This window comes from Streptomyces sp. NPDC059785 (assembly GCF_042732375.1).
Taxonomy (GTDB): Bacteria; Actinomycetota; Actinomycetes; order Streptomycetales; family Streptomycetaceae; genus Streptomyces.
Genome location: NZ_JBHWHV010000014.1, coordinates 105005 through 119117, shown reverse-complemented (window position 1 = coordinate 119117; position 14113 = coordinate 105005). Strand labels below are relative to the sequence as shown.

Here is a 14113-nt window from a genome sequence, read left to right as displayed (position 1 = left end):
GCTGAGCGGCCGACCGGCTGAGCGACTGAGTGCGAGGACGCGTTCACGGACCCAGCACGAACGAAAACGCGTTGACAGCGTGGCGGCGGCCGCTGAAGTATCCCGGTGTCCGGATGTCCAACCCGGATCTGATCGACCGACAGGTCCCGACTGCCGTCAGCCAAGCTGCTGACTGCCAAGAGAACGGAAACCGCCATGCGCGAACTCGTGTGCCCCGCAACCGCCGACCTGCACACGAGGAGCCATGGAACATCCGAACTCAGCGACAGCAGCACATCGTGATGCCGCACAACGCGACGCCGCACGGCGTGACGCGTCCGCAGCCGGAGCCGACGCCCCACGCCGGCTCAACCTGGGCGTCCTGGCCCATGTGGACGCCGGAAAGACCAGCCTGACCGAGGCGCTCCTGCACGCCGGTGGCGCCATCGACCGGATCGGCCGGGTGGACGCGGGTACGACCCAGACCGACACCCTGGCCCTGGAGCGGCAGCGCGGCATCACCATCCGTTCCGCCGTGGCGGCCTTCCGTGTCGGCGACGTCGCCGTCAACCTCGTGGACACGCCCGGCCACCCGGACTTCATCGCCGAGGTCGACCGGTCGCTGGTGGTTCTGGACGGCGCGGTCCTGGTGCTGTCCGCCGTCGAGGGTGTGCAGGCCCAGACCGTCGTGCTGTACCGGGCACTGCGACGATTGGGCGTACCGGTGGCCATGTTCATCAACAAGATCGACAGGCGTGGTGCCGCGCCCGCAAGGGTCCTCGACGAGATCCGGTACCGGCTGAGTCCCGCGGTCGTCCCGCTCGGCCGGGTGCGGGAGCCCGGCACCGCGAAGGCCGAGGCCCTACCGCTCGACCGGGACGATCCGGCGGTGGCGGAGGACATGACCGCTCAGCTCGCGGCCCATGACGACGAGCTGTTGGAGGAGTGGATCACTGAGCGTCGGCCGGTCGGCCGGCGGCACCTGCACACGGCGCTGGGCCGGCTGACGCGCTCCGGCACCGTCCACCCGGTCGTGTTCGGATCGGCGCGTACGGGTGTCGGAGTCGGCCAGCTGATCGAGACGGTGGTCCGGCTGCTCCCGCCACCCGCCGGCGACCCCGCCGCCCCGCTGTCGGCGCAGATCTTCAAGGTCGAGCGGTCCTCCGGCGGCGGACGCCAGTGCACGGTGCGGATGCGCGCCGGGGTGCTGCGGGTACGCGACCGCGTACCACTCGGTGGCGGGCGCTCGGCGACCGTGACGGACCTCCAGGTCTACGAGCCCGGCGGGCCGGTGCGGCGCGATCGGGCGGTGGCGGGGCAGATCGCCCGGGTCCGCGGCCTGGACGGCGCCCGGATCGGGGACTGCATCGGGGACTGGACCGGGAACCGTAGCGGCGCCTGGCCGGAGGCCGCCACGCAGTCGACGCCACGCGTGCCGGACCTGGCCGCGCGGACAGCGCTGCCCGTGCCGGACCACGCCGCGCAGACGGTGCCACCCGTGCCGGACTGCACCGCAGAGTCCGCACAGTCCGCGCAGTCCGCTCCACCCGAGCAATCCGCGCTGCCCGCGCCGGGATTCGAGACGCGAGTGGTCGCCCGCGACCCCGCCCGGCAGGGCGATCTGCACCGGGCGCTGACCGAGCTGGCCGACATCGATCCGCTGATCGCCATCCGGCCCGACCGCGGCGCGGTACGCATCAGCATCTACGGCGAGGTGCAGCAGCAGGTCCTGGCCCAGACGCTGGCCACCGAGTTCGGCATCGACACCGACTTCCGCGACACCACCGTCATGTGCGTCGAGCGGCCGTCGAGCACCGGGAGCGCGGTGCTGCGCATGGGCGATCCCGGGCACTTGCACCGCTTCACGCTCGGAGTCCGTGTCGAGCCCGCCGCGCCCGGCAGCGGAGTCGAGCTGGTCATCGCGGCGGAGCGGTCCGGGCTGCCGCTGCACGTCTACGCCACCATGGACGGATTCCGGGCGGCGCTGTCGGACCACATCGCCGAACCGCTCAGCTCCGGCCCGCACGGCTGGCCGGTGACGGATCTCCGGATCACGGTGACCGACAGCGGCTATCCCCCGGCCGGGCCGCGCGCCGTCGACGTACGGCACACGACCGAGCAGGTGGTGCGGGAGGCCGTCCGGCGAGCGGGCACCACGGTCTGCGAGCCGGTCGACCGCTTCACCGTCGAGATCCCGGCGGACACCCTCTCCGCCGTCCTGGGCCTGCTGGCCCGGCACGGCGCGGTGCCGGACGCCCCGCGCACCGGCGACCGGCTCACCGTGGTGACCGGAACGGTACGGACGGCCGCGGTCAGCACCCTGCGGGCAGCTCTGCACGGCACCACGCACGGTCAGGGCGTCCTGGAGTCGGCCCTGGACCACTACGCGTGAGAGCCGCTGACGGGGAACGACCTCTTAGGCTGTTCCGATGAGCATTCTTGACGGTGCCCGCGCGGGCATGAATTCCGAGATCCGACCGCAGGACGATCTGTTCGGCCATGTCAACGACCAGTGGCTGCGTACGGCCGAGCCGCCGGCCGACCGGTCGAGCTGGGGATCCTTCGTCCAGCTCGTGGAGACCGCCGAAGTCCAGGTCAAGGCGATCATCCAGAACATCGCGGAGGAGGCCGCGACGGCCTCGGACGAGGGTGCGGCTACCGACGCAGGTGCGGCCACGGACGCCGGCACAGCCCCGGAGACGGAGGCCGGTGACGCCGGCGGCCACGCCGTCACCGCCGACGAGGCGCGCAAGATCGCCGCGCTGTACACCGCCTTCATGGACGAGTCGGCCGTGGCCGCCGCCGGTCTCGATCCCGTACGGCCGCAGTTGCGGGCGGTCGCGGAGCTGCGGGATGCCCGGGAGCTGGCCGCGTTCCTCGGCGCCTTCGAGCGCACCGGCGGCTCGGGCCTCTTCGGTCTCTATGTGAACGCCGACGACCGTGACTCGGACCGGTACATCGTCAACGTCACGCAGGGCGGGCTCGGGCTCCCGGACGAGTCGTACTACCGGGAGGAGAAGTTCGCGGAGGTGAGGCAGAAGTACGTCGCGTACCTGACCAAGATGTTCGGGCTCGCGGGGCACGAGGACCCGGCGGCCGCCGCCGGGACGGTGCTCGGGATCGAGACCCGGCTGGCCGCCGGCCACTGGGAGCGGGCCGAGACCCGTGACGTGCAGAAGACCTACAACCTCACCTCGCGGGACGACCTGGTCGCGCTCGCCCCGGCCTTCGACTGGGACGGGTACATCGCGGCGCTGGGCGGCTCGGACGCGACCATCGCCGAGACCCTGGTCCGGCAGCCGTCCTATCTCAGGCATCTGTCGGCGCTGCTCGAGGAGGTGCCGATCGAGCAGTGGCGCGACTGGACGACGGCCCGGGTCCTGCGCGCCGCCACGCCGTACCTGTCGGACGACATGGTCCAGACCGGCTTCGAGTTCTACGACCGCACCCTCAACGGCACCCCGGAGCTGCGGGCCCGGTGGAAGCGGGCCGTGGAGTTCGTCCAGGGCGCGATGGGTGAGGCGGTCGGCAAGGATTACGTCGCACGCCACTTCCCGCCGGCCTCCAAGGCGATGATGGACGAACTGGTCGGCAACCTGCTCAAGGCGTACCGGGAGTCGATCTCGCGGCTGGACTGGATGACGGAGGCCACCAAGGAGCGGGCCTACGAGAAGCTGGCCACGTTCCGTACGAAGATCGGCTATCCGGACCGCTTCCGTGACTACTCCGCGCTGCGGGTGACCGACGGCGACCTGCTCGGCAAGGCGCAGGCGGCGGCCGCCTTCGAAACGGACCGGGAGCTCGGCAAGATCGGCTCGCCCGTGGACCGCGACGAGTGGTTCATGCTGCCGCAGACGGTGAACGCGTACTACAACCCGGGCACGAACGAGATCTGCTTCCCCGCCGCCATATTGCAGGAGCCCTTCTTCTCCCCTGACGGCGACCTCGCGGAGAACTACGGCGGCATCGGCGCGGTGATCGGCCACGAGGTCGGGCACGGCTTCGACGACCAGGGCGCGCAGTACGACGGCGCGGGCAACCTCAACGACTGGTGGGCCCCGTCCGACAAGGACGCCTTCCAGGTCAAGGTCAAGGCGCTGGTCGCACAGTACGACGCGTTCTCGCCGCGTGACCTGCCCGGACAGTTCGTCAACGGGGCGCTGACGGTCGGGGAGAACATCGGCGACCTCGGCGGACTGACCATCGCGCACAAGGCCTACCTCATCGCGCTCGGCGGGGGCGAGGACGCGGCGCGGACCGCGGCCGGGACGGGCGGTTCGCGCACGCTCTTCATGAACTGGGCGCACTGCTGGCGCTTCAAGAGCCGCCTCGAGGACCAGCAGCGCCGCCTCGCCATCGACCCGCACGCTCCGGCGGAGTTCCGCGCGAACATCGTCCGCAACCTGGACGAGTTCCACGAAGCGTTCGCCACGACCGAGACGGACGCCCTGTGGCTGGACCCCGCGGACCGGGTACGCATCTGGTGACCACCGGTTGAGCCGAGCCGGACACAGGCGGCAGCGGCGCCGCCTGTGTCCGCCCGTCATCCCGCGGTCACTGGATCCTTGCCCGGTCCGCGGCGGGGCGCAGGGCTGTCCAGGTGGACGACGACGGTGGTGTAGAAGCGTTGTACGGCGTCGTCGACGCTGCGGATGAAGCCGGACTCGGCGTTGCCGCGACCGCTTCCCATGCTCTTGCGCAGGGACAGACGGAACCCGGTGATGTGGGTGCCGTTGTCCTTCGGAAGCATGTCCGCCGGCTCGGGGCGCAGCCGCTCCAGCGTTGCGCGGGGGCCTCCCGTCTCGCTGTCGACCAGCGTTTCGACGTGGAGGTCCGCCGGTGCTTCGGCCAGGCGTCGGACGAGTCGCTTGGCCCAGCTCAGGGGATAGCCCTGATCGGGCGCCGGGATGTCGATGGCGGTGCGCAGCTTGCCGGTGCGCAGGTCGGCACTGAGTGCGAGGACACCAGGGGTGCCGTCGATGCGTAGCTCGGCTTGGAGCTTCCCGTACAGGCAGAGCTGGTCGGCCAGCAGACTGCGCCGTTGCGTGGGGTCCGTCCCGCGCCTGGTGCGCTGGACGGGCAGCACTTTCTGCCCGAGTTCGCCGCCCAGTTGGAGGCAGACCTGGCGGATGAGTCGCTCCCAGCTCTCGACCACTTCCAGCGCCTGGCCGTCACCCTGGCAGAGGGTTTCGTTGTCGATGCCGTTGCGCACCGGGACCCAGGCGGGACCCATATTCTGAAAGCCGTGGCAGCCGGAGTTCTCGTGCTGCAGATAGTGCAGCAGCTCCTGAAGGAGCCAGGCGTGCGCCGCGTTACCGACGCCCTCGTGTCTGATCAGCATCTGCGCCTGGTGGGCGACCTCGGCCCAGGACAGGTGCCACAGGGCCACCTTGTGCTTGCGCCGCCGGTCGATCTTGACGTCGACGAGCGGGCTGCCCTCCAGTGCGACGTCATTGGACAGTGTGATCACGGCCTCGTAGCCGCGCCGTGCGGCGATGTCCATGTATGCCTGGACCTGTTCGGCCTTGAGCGGGTTGCCGTTGGTCTTTGTCTCGACCAGCGCGGTCCACAGCTTCCCGGCTCGCTCGACGCGTATCACTCCGTCGGGGCGCCGCGGGGTGTCCCCGTGGGGCAGGGAGACCTCGGCGAAGGTTTCCATGCGGCCTGCCGGCGCCCCGAACGCGGCGGTGAGTCCTCTGCCGAACTCCGGCACCTGTGCCATGACCGACAACAGAGTGGAGGTGGCGCGCGTTTCACGGTCCCGGTCGCTCTTGAGCGCCGAAACCGGGAAGAGCCGGGCCTGCTTCCACGAGTCGTTCTCCGCCAGCGTCTTCTTGACCGCCTTGGGCAGGGTGACCTTCTTCTTCGCGGTGCGCGGGCGAGCGGCCGGCCTGCTTGCCGCGGCAGACTCGTCCTCGGAAGGGCGAGGCGCGGGAATGGCCTCGAGCGTCGCTTCCTCGCGTGGTTCCGGCGCCGGGAGCGCCGCGGACCGCTCGTCGTCATCAGCGGCGGCGCTCGACGTTTCGTCCGCCTCGGTGGACGCATCGTCCTCTATGTCGACGCCGAAGTCCGTCGCCAGTCCGGCCAGGCCGGCTGCGTAGCCCTGGCCGATCGCGCGGAACTTCCAAGCCTCCCCCCGCCGGTACAGCTCGCCGAAGATGACCGCTGCCACGGCATCGGCGTCATCGACGGCGAACCGCAGAAGATCCTCACCGGCCCCGTCGGCCAGCGTGATCCGCACATCGTCCAGCTCGCCGAAGCGCGCTCCGTCGTACCGGCTCGCGGCGACGACGATCCGGTCGATCTCGACCGGCACCGCGGTCAGGTCGAAACTGATGCGGTCCTCGCTCCCGTTCGCGGTCGGCGTCTTGCCCAGCAGCTGCACGCTTCCATCCGCCGCCACCGGCTGATTGTAGAAATAGAAGTCGCCGTCGCTGCGTACCTTGCCGTTCTCGTCCAACAGCAGGACCGACACGTCCGCGTCACCGTCGCCGACGGAACTGGCCCAGCCCAGGCTGACGAGCACCGATCCGACGTTCTCGCTCATATCCGCCAGGGTCACATTCGACCCTTTGGTCATTTCCCTCACAAAGCCCCCCACAGGCACAACTTCGGGCATGCGAAGACCCACACACCCCATCCAGCCGTTGCACGACGCAAGATGACGAGTCGTACGCGGAAAACTGTAATACGCAACAACCGCAAATGTGGAGGTCCTGTGCAGCCCGGAGCGCGGCCGTCCTCCGAAGGGGCGTCTGCTCAGGCAGCCGGACGGACGCGTACCGGAAGGGTCCTCCAGGTGCGCAGGGTGTTTTTGGGGTGGCGGTGCGGTGTGCCGGTGAGTTCGATGTGGTCGATGCGGTGGGCGAGGGCGGTCAGAAGGATTTCGGCCTCCAGGCGGGCGATGTGCTGGCCGACGCACTGGTGGATGCCCATGCCGAAGCCGACGTGGCCGGAGGGGTCGCGGCGCAGGTCGAAACGGCCGGGGTCGGTCCAGCGGGCGGGGTCGCGGTTGGCCGCTCCCAGGAACATGAGGATCTTCGTGCCCTCGGGGACGACCGTGCCGGCCACGGTACGTCGGCGGTGGCGGTGGCGGTGCGGAAGAAGGTCTGCACCGGTGACTGCCAGCGGACCGCCTCGTCGAAGGCGACGCGGGCCAGCTCGGTCCGGTCCCGGAGCCGTCGCCGCTCGTCCGGGTGGGTGGCGAAGGCGTAGCGGCAGGCCGCCAGGCCGTGCACGGTGGTGTCGACGCCCGCGGTGAGCAGGGAACGGACGACCAGCGGCGCCTGCTCGTGGGTGAGTTCGCCCCGGTCGGCGGCGGCCCGGATACGGGCGCCGAAGCCGTCCTCGCTCAGCGCCTCCCCGGCACACTGGCCGTCCACCCAGGCCGACAGTTCGGCCGTGCGGTGGGCGTCGGCCGCGACGAGGTCATTCGCGGGCTGAAAGCGTTGAAGGCCATGGTGCCGTACGGCAGGACCACGTCGATGTGCGAGCCCGGCGTCCAGTCCGGCAGCCGGGCGCCGTCGGGGTGCGCGAGCGTGAGGGACACGACGCCCTCGGCCACCCGTTCCCTGGCCATGACCGTGAGTGTCGCGACGCCCCGCCGCGCCGGCGGTTCCGCGCCGCACCCCGGCTCGGCATCCGCGATCTCCTGGGCTCCGACCACGTTGTCGCCTCCCGTTCTCGGAGTGGGTGGGTCGCAGGCAGGATGCGCGGCCGCGGCGGACGGCCGCGAGGGCATTCTCAATCAGTGAGAGACAATGTTCCGGTGGGCTCCGAGCGCCCGGGAGACGCCGCGACCGGCGGTCCGCACCACGGGCACGACCGACGTGGCCCCGGCCTCGTTCGGGACGATCACCGCGAGCGCCGCCACCACGTCACCGCGTGCGTCCCGCACCGGCGCAGCGATGCCCAGTGCGACCGGATGCACGTACCCCGGACAGAACGCATAGCCCTGCCTGCGGACTTCGGCGAGCTCGGCCCGCAGCAGCGCCGGCGTGGCGGGGGTGTCGGCGGTGTAGCGGTGCAGGGGCCCGTCCAGGACGCGTCGGCGCAGGTCGTCGGGGCCGTGGGCCAGCAGGACCAGTCCGCTGGAGGAGGCGTGCAGCGGAAGCCTGCCCGCGATACGTGTGTAGTTGATGACCGCGCCCGGTGCGCTGAGCCGCTCCACGAAGAGCACGTCGTCCCCGTTCAGCACACCGAGCTGCACATGGTGTCCGACGACGTCGTGCACACCCTCCATGAACGGCATGGCCGTGTCCCGCAGCGACAAGGAGGGCGAGGCGCGGGTGGCCGGCTCCCACAGCCGCATCCCGATCCGCACCCGGCGATCGGCGTCCCGCGTCAGCAGCCCGTACGACACCAGCTCCGCCACCAGCCGCGACGCGGTCGCCACGTGCAGTCCGGTGTGCCGGGCGATCTCCGAGACGGTCAGGGACGCGTCCTCGAGCGTGAACGCCTCGAAGATCCGCGCGAGAACCGCCTCACCGTTCTGTGTCCTCACCCGGCCATCATGGGTGCGTTTCCCGGCACGTCAACCCTGTGCCCCCGCCTACTGACCGGGGACGCGCCGGTGCTGTCCCTGTCGCCGGGCCCGGCCGGTCGCCACCGGCGGGATGCCGTCCCTGGACACGTGCGCGTCGCCAGGATCCCTTCTCCAGAACCGGGAGGAGAGCACCCGCTGCTCGTTCTTGGTCCGTTCCTTGCGCAGGGCCGATGCGAAGGCGCCCGAGTGGCGGGCGGCCGCTTGCCGTGCGAAGGCGGCGGCGTAGGTGCGCAGGCTGGCGATCTCCAGGACGAGGACCAGGTGGGCGAGGCTTTCGACCGGCAGCAGAGTCAGGCACGCGTGTACCAGGCGGTCGAAGATCTGGCCGGACATCGGGATCGAGCTGCTGTCGGCGTTCTCGATCTGCCTGAGCAGGATGGTGATGTCGCCGGGGTCCCGTTCGACTCCGCCGCCCCGGAGGACGGCGTCGAGTTGCCGGTTCAGACGGGCCGATGCGAGGGCCAGCGCCCAGGGAGCCAGCGCGGTCGGGGGCGTCCGGCGGGCCCGTGCCAGCAGCGCCTCCTCGGTCAGGGCCGCTGCTCCCGCGCGGTGGAGGATGGTGAGGAACTGTCCGGCGTGCCCGGTGGGCCGTTCCTTCAGCGTGCAGGTGAGCACCGTCTCGGCGTGGCGGGCCAGCGCTATGTCCGTGAGGGCCCGGCAGAGCAGGGCGGCGTCACTCGCGCTGCTGGTCCTGGCGGCGTGCTTGAGTACCCACTCGACTTCCCTGTGCCCCTCGTCGAGGGCGCTCAGCAGGGTCAGGAAGTCGTGGGGAGGGCGGCGGGCCGCCGAGATGATCAGGACGTCGCACGCCAGTTTCTGGTTGCCGGTCGCGTGGAGGTCATGGATGAGGGCGGCGATGTCACCGGGCGCACGTGTCAGGGCCGCGCGTTCGAGCACGGCCGCGGACGCGGCATGGTTGCGCACCATGCGCAGGGCGTTGATCAGGGCCACCAGGTGGCCGGTGCTGCGGGACTGGGCGCTGTCGAGGACGAAGTCGGCGTCTTGCAGGAGTCCGCGGCGTGAGAGGTTCTCGATCAGTTCCGTGACGTCGGTGGCCGGGCGGGCCACGACGGTTCCGGCTTGCAGCTGCTGGGCGAGATCGCTCAGGCCCCTGTCTCCCAGCCCGTGGCTGATCTCCACGATGTCCGCCACCGGACGTTCGGCCGCTGCCGCGCCGAGGGCCTGCGGAAGAGCGGCGGCGAGCGAGGTGGCGGCCAGAAGACCGACGGTCTCCAGCACGTCCGGCACGGCACGGGTGGCGAAGAACGCCCCGAGCATGACGGTGACGTGCTCGAAGAGCTGCTCGCGGTCCAGGGCGACCGCGAGCGCGGCGGCGGCCTGCGGGTCGTGGAGGCGTACGGACTCTTGCAGCAACTGGGCGCCGCAGTCGACGAGCTGGGCACGGTTCAGCTCCGCCGCCAGGACGCCGAGCTCGTCGACCGGGCGGGACAGCACCAGGACGGGCAGGGCCGCCCGGGCATGCGCGCCGAGACCCGCCCCGTCCAGTCCGGCCATGAGCGCCGCCACCTCGTGGACCGAGCGTGACTTGCTGACGGACGTGACCAGTTCGCTGGCCATGGCCCGCTGGGTCCGTGACGCCAGGTCGCTGACCAGGTCGACGAGTTGCGGGACGGGGGTGGTGCGGTCGGTGACCTCCAGTGCCGCGAGCAGGGAGGGTACGACCGTCGCTTCCTGCCACAGTTCCTGCACCGTCTCCAACTGGGACTCCAGCATGTGGCACTGGTCCTCGGCGGCGATCAGTTCGGCCTGGGTGACGGCCAGCGCCTCCTTCAGGAAGGTGATCTGCTGCTGGAGCTCGTCGCTCGCGCGCCCGAGTTGTTCGTACTCGCCCTGCCACAGCTCCAGTTCGGCTTCGTGCGCCAGGCTCTGCTGCTCCAGCTCGATGACCAGGTCGCGGCAGCGGGCCTCGGTGTGTGCCAGCCGCTGCACCCGGTCCAGCAGCGCTTCCTCCAGCGCCTGCTGGTGCGCCCTCTTGCGCCGGGCTTCCTCGTCGGCGGCGGCGAGCTGGTCCTCCAGTTGCTGCCTCCTGCCGGCCGGCTTGTTGGACTGCAACGCCTCACGGTGCAGCTCCCGTACGCGCTGTTCGGCCTCGGAGGTGAGTGCCGCGCCGTCCTCGCGCAGATCGGCGATCAATGTGGCGACGAAGTCCCACTGCGGGACCCGGTCGCCCTTCAGATAACGGGTCAGCGTGCTCGCGTCCATGTGACGGCGCGCGGCGTAGCGCCGCACGCTCACCCCGAGACGGCAGAAGATGATCCGAAGGTCTTCCACGAAGGCCCGCTTCTCCGCCGCGAGGCCGTCACTGAGGGGCGACAGACGCGCCGTCCCCGTCGTGCCACTGGTACTCATGCCACCGCCTGTGGTTCGTCAACGCCCCCCAGTATCACGGTCCTTCAACCCGGTATCAGCCGGATGGTGTTGACATCTGCGGACGGCAACACCGCCGTCGCTGCCACCACGCATCGGCAACACCGGAGCGGCCCGTACGTCACGTCCGGCCGGACATCATGAGCGCCAGGCCGGCCCGCAACGACGCGCACATCCGCAGGAGGAACGAGCACGATGAACGACCACGGTGCCCCGAAGCCACAGCAGGACACGCCACCGCTGTGGCGGCGACTGGGCCGGCAGACAGCCCTGGGAGCGGCCGGAGCCCTCGGCGCCACAGTGGTCGCCTGGCTGAAGGCCTGGCTCGAAGGCCATCGAGGATGAGAGGACGAGTCGACTTCACCGCATCCCTGCGGCCCGCTCAAGGCGCGCCCGGTCCGCAGCGTCGATCCACCCGGCCGGCAGCTTCGTCAGCAAGCTCGCGTGCTCGGCGAAGACGGCCCTGCACTGCTCGCGTTCCGGGTGATCGTCATCGCTGCCGAGGAGCAGCACCGCACGTTCGTCACCCGGATCGACCGGCAGGGAGAACTCGGCGGCGACGAGCAGGATGTCGAGCAGCTCGGACCGAACGGGGAGCTGCCGTTCGGCAAGGAGACGGAAGAGGAACGGCAGGGCTGCCGGCATCGCGGCGCTCATTTGGAAGACGTTGTCCATCAGGACGTTGGTGAGCACCCGCTCGGCCTCAGGCGCAGCGGCCGGATCGAGCAGCCCACGCAGCACGGCCGGTATCGCGGCCGGGCAGCCGGGGATCTCGGACCAGGCCACCTCGTCGCAGCCGCGATGACGTACTACGACTATGTGCGGCAGCACGTGTGGGCCGCGGCCGGGATGACCGGGACACGCTTCCTCACCAGGCCGGAGTGGCAGACGGGGCGGAACACGGCCCACCCCTACTTCCACGACCCGCAGGGCCAGTGGACCGACGGGACCGCGCGGTTCAGGTACATCGTCGGTGACGCGGCCGGTGACGCGTTCACCACCTGCGCCGACCTCGACCGCTTCGGACGTCACCTCTGGCAGCAGCGACTTCTCGACCCGGGCCACACGGCTCTGACACTGAGCGGAAAGGTGCCGATGCCCCGGGCCGGCACGACCCCGGGAGACGGCAACGGCGTCCCCGCGCAGGCGAACTTCCAGTGCTACGGGCCCATGGGGGCGCTCGTCGCCGGACAGTGGGTGTTCAATCACGGCGGCGGCAACTCCCTCGGCGTCTCGACCTCGCTCAAGGTGTACCCGGAAACCGACTGGGGTGTGGTGATCCTGTCCAACTGCGCGGGCTCCGCCGTCCCGTTGACCGCGGCACTCGCACGAAAGCTGATCACCACTGAGCGGTGACGTGTGAAGCGGAAGCCGCTGGCTGGTTCGCTCGTTCGCCGGTCGGTGATCAGGAATCGAGAAGCGCTGTTCACGGAGCCGCCTCTACTCTGCCACTCATGGACATCACCATTCATACGAGCACCCTCCCGCACGACGACCCGGACGCGTCGATCGCCTTCTACCGCGACGCCCTGGGCTTCGAGGTCCGCAGCGACGTCGGGCAGGGCAGGATGCGCTGGATCACGGTCGGCCCGGTCGGTCAGCCCGGCACATCGATCCTGCTGGCGCCGCCGGCCGCCGACCCCGGAATCACCGAGGACGAGCGCCGCACCATCACCGAGATGATGGCCAAGGGCACCTACGGCTGGATCCTGCTGGCCACCGCGGACCTCGACGCCACGTTCGAGCAGGTACAGGCCGGTGACACCGAGGTCGTACAGGAACCGACCGAGCAGCCGTACGGCATCCGTGACTGCGCCTTCCGCGACCCCGCGGGCAACCTGATCCGCATTCAGGAGATCCGCTGAGCCGAGCGAAGGAGGGATCCCATGTGCCAGTCCGAGTGGCGGCGCGCACGCGTCCAGGCGCAGCGCCTGGCCGACCTCGCGCGGCTGCGCCGCGTGCGCGACCGGATCGACAGACAGTACGCGGAGCCGCTGAACGTGGAGGCGCTCGCCCGCGACGTGAACATGTCCGCCGGGCACCTCAGCCGGCAGTTCCGGGCCGCCTACGGCGAGTCCCCGTACGCGTATCTGATGACGCGTCGTATCGAGCGCGCGGCGGCGCTGCTGCGGCGGGGCGATCTCAGCGTCACGGAGGTCTGCTTCGAGGTCGGCTGCGCATCGCTCGGCACCTTCACCACCCGGTTCACCGAGTTGGTCGGTATGTCGCCCGGGGCGTTCCGTCGTCAGGCGGCGGTGGCCGCGAAGGCGGCGGAGACGGCCCATCTGGCCGAGGCCGATACCCCGGACGCGACCGGGGGCCCGGACACGACCGGAGGCGCGGACACGACCGGAGGCGCGGACATCGCGGTCAGGCTGGAGGGGATGCCGGCCTGCGTGGCGAAGCAGGTGACAAGACCGGTCAGGAATCGAGAAGTCCCGCCCAGGGAGCAGCCTCTAGCGTGATGACCATGGCAACCACCACTTCCACCGCATCCACCCTGTCCCTCGCTTCCGTCACCCTTGAGGCGGCCGACCTGGAGGCCGCCCGCCGCTTCTACACCGCCTTCGGGGTGGACACGCGCATAAGTCTGCGGGCGTGCGAGGAGCACTCCACCGGGTTCCGCGGTTTCACCCTGGCGCTCACGGTGTCCCGGCCCGCCACCGTCGACAGCTTCGTCGGCGCGGCCGTGGACGCAGGTGCCACGGTGCTGAAGCCCGCCGCGAAGTCGATGTGGGGTTACGGCGGCGTCGTCCAGGCCCCGGACGGGACGATCTGGAAGGTCGCGACCTCGGAGAAGAAGGACACCGGCCCGGCCACCCGCGAGATCGACGAGGTCGTCCTCCTGCTCGGCGTGGAGGACGTGAAGGCCGGCAAGCGGTTCTACGTCGACCGGGGCCTGACCGTGGCCAGGAGCTTCGGCGGCAAGTACGCCGAGTTCACGCCCGGCGAGTCCAGCCCCGTGAAGCTGGCGCTCTACAAGCGTCGCGGCCTGGCCAAGGACCTCGGCGTGACCGACGACGGCACCGGCTCGCACGGGATCGCCCTGGGCAGCACCACGTCGTCGTTCACCGACCCGGACGGTTTCGTCTGGGAGGCGCCTGAGTCGTCCTGACACCTCGGCGTCCTGACACCTCGGCGTCCCGGTGCGCGAGGGGGCGCGCTTCGGCCTTCCGGTGAACACCACTCCGCGCTCCCGCC

The 14113-nt window shown here is 70.6% G+C and carries 13 protein-coding genes; 8 read left to right on the top strand and 5 right to left on the bottom strand.

Features of this window, described 5'->3' with window-relative positions; all coding sequences use genetic code 11:
* Window positions 1–244: 244 nt before the first annotated feature.
* Together ACFV6E_RS13780 and ACFV6E_RS13775 are read left to right on the top strand one after the other, a co-directional pair.
* Entirely contained in the window at window positions 245–2371 is a 2127-nt protein-coding gene (locus ACFV6E_RS13780; RefSeq protein WP_385461474.1) for a GTP-binding protein, read from the top strand.
* Window positions 2372–2408: 37 nt separating this feature from the next.
* Entirely contained in the window at window positions 2409–4466 is a 2058-nt protein-coding gene (locus ACFV6E_RS13775) for a M13 family metallopeptidase (protein WP_385461471.1), read from the top strand.
* Window positions 4467–4522: 56 nt separating this feature from the next.
* Here the strand turns inward: ACFV6E_RS13775 and ACFV6E_RS13770 are convergent, their stop codons facing one another.
* Both ACFV6E_RS13770 and ACFV6E_RS13765 read right to left on the bottom strand, forming a co-directional pair.
* Entirely contained in the window at window positions 4523–6559 is a 2037-nt protein-coding gene (locus tag ACFV6E_RS13770; protein WP_385461591.1) for a TerD family protein, read from the bottom strand.
* A 179-nt stretch (window positions 6560–6738) separates the two neighbouring features.
* Complete coding sequence (locus tag ACFV6E_RS13765; protein ID WP_385461468.1) at window positions 6739–7050, bottom strand: cytochrome P450; 312 nt, start codon at window positions 7048–7050, stop codon at window positions 6739–6741.
* Window positions 7051–7175: 125 nt separating this feature from the next.
* On the opposite strand from ACFV6E_RS13765, the gene ACFV6E_RS13760 reads away from it, so the two are divergent.
* The gene (locus ACFV6E_RS13760) at window positions 7176–7733 is read left to right on the top strand and encodes a hypothetical protein (protein WP_385461465.1); all 558 of its coding nucleotides are present in this window, start codon (window positions 7176–7178) and stop codon (window positions 7731–7733) included.
* Here ACFV6E_RS13760 and ACFV6E_RS13755 read toward each other — a convergent pair.
* Window positions 7727–8482: an IclR family transcriptional regulator gene (locus ACFV6E_RS13755; RefSeq protein ID WP_385461462.1), complete on the bottom strand. Its 756-nt coding sequence runs from the start codon at window positions 8480–8482 to the stop codon at window positions 7727–7729. The two genes, ACFV6E_RS13760 and ACFV6E_RS13755, sit on opposite strands and share 7 nt — an antisense overlap.
* A gap of 48 nt (window positions 8483–8530) precedes the next feature.
* Complete coding sequence (locus ACFV6E_RS13750) at window positions 8531–10894, bottom strand: hypothetical protein (protein WP_385461459.1); 2364 nt, start codon at window positions 10892–10894, stop codon at window positions 8531–8533.
* A 213-nt stretch (window positions 10895–11107) separates the two neighbouring features.
* On the opposite strand from ACFV6E_RS13750, the gene ACFV6E_RS13745 reads away from it, so the two are divergent.
* On the top strand, window positions 11108–11257 hold the full coding sequence (locus ACFV6E_RS13745; protein WP_385170201.1) for a hypothetical protein: 150 nt from the start codon (window positions 11108–11110) through the stop codon (window positions 11255–11257).
* A 15-nt stretch (window positions 11258–11272) separates the two neighbouring features.
* On the opposite strand, the gene ACFV6E_RS13740 is transcribed toward ACFV6E_RS13745, so the two are convergent.
* Complete coding sequence (locus ACFV6E_RS13740; RefSeq protein ID WP_385170243.1) at window positions 11273–11653, bottom strand: hypothetical protein; 381 nt, start codon at window positions 11651–11653, stop codon at window positions 11273–11275.
* On the opposite strand from ACFV6E_RS13740, the gene ACFV6E_RS13735 reads away from it, so the two are divergent.
* The 4 genes from ACFV6E_RS13735 (at window position 11570) to ACFV6E_RS13720 (ending at window position 14027) form a co-directional block, all read left to right on the top strand.
* On the top strand, window positions 11570–12268 hold the full coding sequence (locus ACFV6E_RS13735) for a serine hydrolase (RefSeq protein ID WP_385461456.1): 699 nt from the start codon (window positions 11570–11572) through the stop codon (window positions 12266–12268). The two genes, ACFV6E_RS13740 and ACFV6E_RS13735, sit on opposite strands and share 84 nt — an antisense overlap.
* A gap of 98 nt (window positions 12269–12366) precedes the next feature.
* Window positions 12367–12777, top strand: coding sequence for a VOC family protein (locus ACFV6E_RS13730; protein WP_385170206.1), 411 nt, complete (start codon window positions 12367–12369; stop codon window positions 12775–12777).
* Between the two features lie 21 nt (window positions 12778–12798).
* A complete protein-coding gene (locus tag ACFV6E_RS13725) occupies window positions 12799–13377 on the top strand; it encodes a helix-turn-helix transcriptional regulator (RefSeq protein WP_385170209.1) in 579 nt (192 codons plus the stop codon).
* Window positions 13377–14027 (top strand): glyoxalase, encoded by a 651-nt coding sequence (locus ACFV6E_RS13720; RefSeq protein ID WP_385170241.1) that lies wholly within the window; start codon window positions 13377–13379, stop codon window positions 14025–14027. Before ACFV6E_RS13725 ends, ACFV6E_RS13720 begins: the two co-directional genes overlap by 1 nt.
* Window positions 14028–14113: the final 86 nt, after the last annotated feature.

What these genes read in the sequence shown, in the direction of transcription:
- ACFV6E_RS13780 (WP_385461474.1), top strand. Translation starts at nt 245, where the DNA reads ATGGAACATCCGAACTCAGCGACAGCAGCACATCGTGATGCCGCACAA.
- ACFV6E_RS13775 (WP_385461471.1), top strand. Translation starts at nt 2,409, where the DNA reads ATGAGCATTCTTGACGGTGCCCGCGCGGGCATGAATTCCGAGATCCGA.
- ACFV6E_RS13770 (WP_385461591.1), bottom strand. Translation starts at nt 6,559, where the DNA reads ATGACCAAAGGGTCGAATGTGACCCTGGCGGATATGAGCGAGAACGTC.
- ACFV6E_RS13750 (WP_385461459.1), bottom strand. Translation starts at nt 10,894, where the DNA reads ATGAGTACCAGTGGCACGACGGGGACGGCGCGTCTGTCGCCCCTCAGT.
- ACFV6E_RS13745 (WP_385170201.1), top strand. Translation starts at nt 11,108, where the DNA reads ATGAACGACCACGGTGCCCCGAAGCCACAGCAGGACACGCCACCGCTG.
- ACFV6E_RS13730 (WP_385170206.1), top strand. Translation starts at nt 12,367, where the DNA reads ATGGACATCACCATTCATACGAGCACCCTCCCGCACGACGACCCGGAC.
- ACFV6E_RS13725 (WP_385170209.1), top strand. Translation starts at nt 12,799, where the DNA reads ATGTGCCAGTCCGAGTGGCGGCGCGCACGCGTCCAGGCGCAGCGCCTG.
- ACFV6E_RS13720 (WP_385170241.1), top strand. Translation starts at nt 13,377, where the DNA reads ATGACCATGGCAACCACCACTTCCACCGCATCCACCCTGTCCCTCGCT.